Source organism: Vibrio sp. 03_296 (assembly GCF_002265885.1).
Genome location: NZ_NPKW01001253.1, coordinates 1 through 1103 on the forward strand (window position 1 = coordinate 1; position 1103 = coordinate 1103).

1 protein-coding gene is annotated in these 1103 nt (G+C 48.5%); it reads right to left on the reverse strand.

The genetic code is table 11. From position 1 onward, the window contains the following. A partial coding sequence (gene ltrA / locus CIK04_RS31360; RefSeq protein WP_176463487.1) for a group II intron reverse transcriptase/maturase occupies window positions 1–736 on the reverse strand: 736 nt, incomplete at its 3' end. Between the last annotated feature and the right edge of the window lie 367 nt (window positions 737–1103).

The following is a 1103-nucleotide window of genomic DNA, read 5'->3' on the forward strand; positions in this document are numbered from 1 at the left end:
CCAAGAACTCCGTTATCGACTCTTTGACTCGATGCGCGGCTTCCTCACTACGAACGTAGATTTGGCAGTCATCTGCATATCGACAGAACTTATGCCCTCTCCGCTCTAACTCTTTGTCCAGTTCATCTAATACGATATTGGAAAGTAACGGAGATAATGGACCACCCTGCGGTGTTCCTCGTTGTCTTCGCTCTACTAACCCATCTCGCATTAAGCCTGCCTGTAGATATGCCCTGATTAGCTTTAATACTCGTTTATCACTAATGTCCTTAGATAATCTGTGCATCACCCTATCATGGTTCACCGTGTCGAAGTATTTGGCTAGATCGATATCCACTACATAACCCCGCCCTTCTCTGATATAGCGGCTTGCTGCCGCAAGCGCATGATGCGCACTACGGTTTGGCCTGAACCCATAACTGCTGTTGGAGAACTTCGGCTCATAGATGTCTGACAGTACTGATGTGATCGCCTGTTGGACTATCCTATCCAGTACCGTAGGGATACCTAATTGCCTGACGCCACCATTCGTTTTAGGGATTTCTATACCCAGAACAGGTTGAGGTTGGTAGCTTCCGTCCAGAAGACTCTGGCGGAGCGCTTGCCCATTCGAAGCTTGTCGAAGTTTAGAGATGGTCGCTGTAATGTCGAGTCTGTCGACGCCTGCGCACCCCTTGTTCCTCTTCACGCGTCGAAGAGCATGGTTCAAATTCGCTGAGGCGCTGATTTGTTCCATCAACGGTGTTGGGGTCACCAAGACTCGTCCTCCTTTCTACGCCGATCATGCTTGTCATTCTTCGTGACCATGAGCCTTACTTGCGGTATCGCCCATTGGGACGTAGAGATGTCTTCCATCTTGCTATGACTCCACATGATTGAGTGTCTAGTGACTGCTTCTTGATATATTCAGTTCAGGCCTTCCCTTGAGTTGTACTTCCTCAAAGTACTATGCCTTCTGCTGACTTCTCATTACCCATCACACAACATCACTGCTGTATTAGTCTCATCTGAGACAGGCAATGAGATCTCCCGAGGTAAGACGTTGCTCTTTCCCTTGGTTATGCCTGATTTACCTATACACACTTCCCGTCGAGGCATTGGGC